Source organism: Anaerobacillus alkaliphilus (assembly GCF_004116265.1).
Classification (GTDB): domain Bacteria; phylum Bacillota; class Bacilli; order Bacillales; family Anaerobacillaceae; genus Anaerobacillus; species Anaerobacillus alkaliphilus.
Genome location: NZ_QOUX01000024.1, coordinates 1 through 4,420 on the forward strand (window position 1 = coordinate 1; position 4,420 = coordinate 4,420).

Genomic DNA, 4,420 nt, shown 5'->3' on the forward strand with positions numbered 1-4,420 from the left:
ATATCAGCCAATAAATTATGTAAGAAAAGAGCAATACTAACTAACTTAGTTGTGAATTCTTAGTATTTTGTGTAAAAATCCGGATTTTGGGATTTTTACGAAAGCAACAAACTTTGCGAAAACAGCCTTTCTATAAGACAAAGTCAAAAACCTCTTTATAATAGATTAAAGAGACTAAATTCAAAATCTAGTCTCTCTTTGTGTAATACAATTAATTCAATACTTCTGCAGGTAAGACAATTTCTCCAACTTCATTATAGCCATGGATCGTTGCCTTCATTGTTTGTACAGTATGGACCTTTTCGCCTTCCATTGCCATCGTTAAATCCATAGTCATCGTAAGCTTCGTTTGATAGAATGTGTCTTTATCAATTGTAATCTCATAGTCTACCTTGTTTAAATCAAACTGAGTGAATAACTCAAACATCTCCTCAAGCTCACTTCCACCACCAAAAAATTGAGCGAGTTCCATAAACTCAGTACCTTCGCCAGTTAGCTTAAGCACGTATTCATTCCCTTTTTCAGAGAGATCAATTTGATCCACAAAACTTCGTAACATTAATAACTGTTGATCCGGGCTAAGCTGCATCTCAGAAAGAGCACCGATGTCACCTACTAAATCCATCGGAAGCTCCATCCACTGATTCATCATTGGTTCAAACATAAACACTTGCTCACCAACTAGGTACATTTCGGTTTCATATTTCCCCATCATTTCGATGTCGCTTTCCATGGAAAGTTTCTGGTGAAATGCCAACGGCTCTAATGTCATGTCAGCATCAATCATCATCTTCATCGTAACTTTTTCTGTATCATTAATCGTCATTGTTTGGTCACTTTCCATTGTCATTGAATAGCTCTCCAACGTTTCCATGACTTCTAATGAACGTTTCAAAACTTCTTCAGCATCTGTTAGATTAGTCGCAGCTTCCTCACTACAAGCAGATAATACCAGCAGGAAAGCAATTGCCGCTCCTAATACTTTTAATCGTTTAAGCATGTTTACCTCCGTAAATTTTGACTTCGATACTATATACGTAGTTTAGTAAAGAAGGTTTCAAGAATATTAGAATATGTCTTTCCACTATCAGTCGATCTGTTCAGTAATTCCCATGAATAAGATTGCTCCCGTTTCACTATCTTGAATTACGTAGAGAAATGGTCGGTTTACCTCCATTAATAATTCAAACATTTGCGCTGACTCTTCTGCAATCTCAACTGAGGTTACTGCAGCAGCTTCAGTTCCTTCTTCATTCACTTCAATAAATGTTTTATGAAGGATTTCACTGATATAAAGGTTTGGTGGCACTGGTGCTATTTTTGAGAAGTTAGCCTGTTTATCATCAAAGGCAACTTCCATTCCTAGAGTTTTTAAAGCAGTAACTAGGCTTTCCTCATATTCTAGTGTAAACCGCGGAAGTAATATCTGACCTGCTACTTGTTGATAACTACTCAACCATTCCTGCCATTGATCTATTGTTAATGTAGTTAATAACTCATCCATATTCTCTGGTAGTAATATGTCCATCACAATTCTTCCTTCACCATATGGTAGGCGAATCCCTTGAACTGCATCTTTTTCAAAGTATTGAAAATTACCCTCATTAAACATCATTTGGACTCGCTGATCCTGACCCTCAGTAGGAAAAAATGTTTGTTCACGTGTGCGTTCTTTTAAAAAGGGTTGTTGCCAATCCCCTTTAAAGTAAATTGCATTGATTAAGAATAATACGGTATTTGGATCAATATCATCCTCAACAATCTCCTCAATTTTGCCTAATGTTTTTTCTTTCACCCAACTATTTATTGTTTCTGAAGCAGTTTTAGATTGAAAGTCAAGCAAGGTTAGTTTTGCGCTGTAAAATTCACTTGCTTGATTAATAAACGCCTCATAAAAACTCTTATCCTCTCTACCCCAAAGAGAATTAGCGATAAACAATTGTACACTCGTATCTGAGTAAGTCAATATGTCCTGCAATGCTTGAAGCGAAGAATTCATATCAGCAATACTAACACCGCTTTGGTGCATAACTTTTAACATCTCTTCCCTCGTATCACCATCCGCCCCATTTACCGTCATCGCTAAAGCTAAGGAAATGCTAAGAGGTGATACTAATAAATTCTCATTTGGTTCTCTTAAATTTTTTAGCAGATCAATACTAAATTCATTTATCCCTAAAACAACATCTTTATGAACATCGTCGTTTGAAAATGAAAGGTTATTTTTCTGTTCCAGTTGACCGCATGACGCTAAAATAAGAATTAAAAATAACAATAGAAGTTTTTTAGCCATTAAAAGCTCCCCCCTTTCTTATGTTAGTCGCCTTTTTTTGCAAAAACGTTACAGAACCATATTATTGAAGAAAAGTAAAATCACCTTACTATAAATTGATTTAGATTATAATTAAACTAGCAGGTTAATCCACAGGAGCATTTATTACTTCCGAAGAACATGGAATAAGCTGAAGGAAATTCATTATTAACCCTCTGTACTTCCCTCGCAAATTCTTCTCGATCTAAAGGCACCGTGACTAAACTATTTGCTTTCTCCTGTGTATCAATGCTTGCTCCTGGTGGAACAAAGCTATTAGGCTTTAAAATCACTCCATTCGTTACGACAGCACCAGAAGAGATAAACGTTCCCTTACCGATTTGAGAATTAAAAACCGTTGAGCTAAATCCAATAAAAACATCGTCTTCTACCAAACACGGACCATGTATAAGAGAACTATGTGCACAAGAAACTCCTCTTCCAATATAAATGGAATACTTTCTGTCATTAACTATTACATACTGGTCTCTTAACCCATGAAGAATAACTCCATCCTGTAAATTTGTATGTTCTCCAATATAAAAAGGTGTACCTTCGTCAGCACGGACACTCACGAACGGGGCAATAAATACATTTTCTCTAATAGTTACATCTCCTATAATTAACGTAAAAGGACTTATGAAAACTGTAGTATGTATGCTAGGATACTTTGGGTACGGGTTAACCGACGTTGGGGGATTGTAGCCAATGAATACATTATTTCCATACATTGCACCAGATTGATTACTTAGATAGTTCCACAAACAATCCACATCCTTTTTAGATTAGTCTTTGAACTATCTTATTCTTAAATCAAATAGGCAATGAATTATATAAGAAAAAATAACATGTGTATAAGTCTGTGGAAAAGTAAAACAAAAAAAACTTCCTTAACTATAAAGGAAGTTTTTCTGATGCGGGTGAAGGGACTCGAACCCCCACGTCAAAGACACTAGATCCTAAGTCTAGCGCGTCTGCCAATTCCGCCACACCCGCGTATAAGGTTAGTTATTTTGCTGCAAAAAACTTAGTTATTTTGCTTTGCAATAAATTTGGTGAGCCATGAAGGATTCGAACCTTCGACCCTCTGATTAAAAGTCAGATGCTCTACCGACTGAGCTAATGGCTCTTGTTATAAAAAAATAAAAATTGTACTTTCGCACAACTAATTAAAGAGTGCCGGCCAGAGGACTTGAACCCCCAACCTACTGATTACAAGTCAGTTGCTCTACCAATTGAGCTAGGCCGGCATATTAAGGTTAAGGTATCTTTTTTTGCTCCAATTTGTTGAAAAACATATGGTGGAGGATGACGGGTTCGAACCGCCGACCCCCTGCTTGTAAGGCAGGTGCTCTCCCAGCTGAGCTAATCCTCCGAAGTATTGATGAAGCAAATTTCATATTTTCATAGAATGGTGACCCGTACGGGATTCGAACCCGTGTTACCGCCGTGAAAGGGCGGTGTCTTAACCGCTTGACCAACGGGCCATCTAAATTAAGTGGAACTGGCGGAGAAGGAGGGATTTGAACCCTCGCGCCGCGTTAACGACCTACACCCTTAGCAGGGGCGCCTCTTCAGCCTCTTGAGTACTTCCCCAGTCAAAAATGGCTCCACAGGTAGGACTCGAACCTACGACCGATCGGTTAACAGCCGATTGCTCTACCACTGAGCTACTGTGGAATATTAAACTTATATGGTGGGCCTAAGTGGACTCGAACCACCGACCTCACGCTTATCAGGCGTGCGCTCTAACCAGCTGAGCTATAGGCCCATATATTCATATGATAAAGCTTGTCCTGATTAATGGATTTGCTCCTGCGCCACTTCGCTTACTCTTCGCATTTCAGCAATGTAGCGTAATCAAAGAAGTAAAATTGGAGCGGGTGATCAGAATCGAACTGACAACATCAGCTTGGAAGGCTGAGGTTTTACCACTAAACTACACCCGCATATTTATAAACGATTTTCTTCTTTATAGTACTAATGGTCGGGAAGACAGGATTTGAACCTGCGACCCCCTGGTCCCAAACCAGGTGCTCTACCAAGCTGAGCCACTTCCCGAGAGTGCGCCCTGAGAGATTCGAACTCCCGACCTTTTGATTCGTAGTC

General features: G+C 38.7%; 3 protein-coding genes and 10 tRNA genes. All 13 read right to left on the reverse strand.

Annotated features, from left to right (window positions below; translation table 11 throughout):
- Positions 1–211 precede the first annotated feature (211 nt).
- Entirely contained in the window at positions 212–1,000 is a 789-nt protein-coding gene (locus tag DS745_RS06435; RefSeq protein WP_129077462.1) for a DUF6612 family protein, read from the reverse strand.
- Between the two features lie 87 nt (positions 1,001–1,087).
- Positions 1,088–2,293, reverse strand: a complete 1,206-nt coding sequence (locus tag DS745_RS06440) for a serpin family protein (protein ID WP_129077463.1) — start codon at positions 2,291–2,293, stop codon at positions 1,088–1,090.
- A gap of 116 nt (positions 2,294–2,409) precedes the next feature.
- Positions 2,410–3,075: an LbetaH domain-containing protein gene (locus tag DS745_RS06445; protein WP_421721804.1), complete on the reverse strand. Its 666-nt coding sequence runs from the start codon at positions 3,073–3,075 to the stop codon at positions 2,410–2,412.
- Positions 3,076–3,226: 151 nt separating this feature from the next.
- Positions 3,227–3,307 (reverse strand) — tRNA-Leu (locus tag DS745_RS06450).
- Between the two features lie 57 nt (positions 3,308–3,364).
- Positions 3,365–3,440 (reverse strand) — tRNA-Lys (locus DS745_RS06455).
- A gap of 48 nt (positions 3,441–3,488) precedes the next feature.
- Positions 3,489–3,561: transfer RNA gene (locus tag DS745_RS06460), tRNA-Thr, on the reverse strand.
- 49 nt (positions 3,562–3,610) lie between these two features.
- Positions 3,611–3,686 (reverse strand) — tRNA-Val (locus DS745_RS06465).
- 37 nt (positions 3,687–3,723) lie between these two features.
- Positions 3,724–3,798, reverse strand: a tRNA-Glu gene (locus DS745_RS06470).
- Between the two features lie 18 nt (positions 3,799–3,816).
- A tRNA-Ser gene (locus DS745_RS06475) sits at positions 3,817–3,907 on the reverse strand.
- A gap of 9 nt (positions 3,908–3,916) precedes the next feature.
- Positions 3,917–3,991: transfer RNA gene (locus DS745_RS06480), tRNA-Asn, on the reverse strand.
- A 14-nt stretch (positions 3,992–4,005) separates the two neighbouring features.
- Positions 4,006–4,082 (reverse strand) — tRNA-Ile (locus DS745_RS06485).
- Positions 4,083–4,186: 104 nt separating this feature from the next.
- Positions 4,187–4,260: transfer RNA gene (locus tag DS745_RS06490), tRNA-Gly, on the reverse strand.
- Positions 4,261–4,295: 35 nt separating this feature from the next.
- Positions 4,296–4,372 (reverse strand) — tRNA-Pro (locus DS745_RS06495).
- Positions 4,373–4,420 lie beyond the last annotated feature (48 nt).

What these genes read in the sequence shown, in the direction of transcription:
- DS745_RS06435 (WP_129077462.1), bottom strand. Translation starts at nt 1,000, where the DNA reads ATGCTTAAACGATTAAAAGTATTAGGAGCGGCAATTGCTTTCCTGCTG.
- DS745_RS06440 (WP_129077463.1), bottom strand. Translation starts at nt 2,293, where the DNA reads ATGGCTAAAAAACTTCTATTGTTATTTTTAATTCTTATTTTAGCGTCA.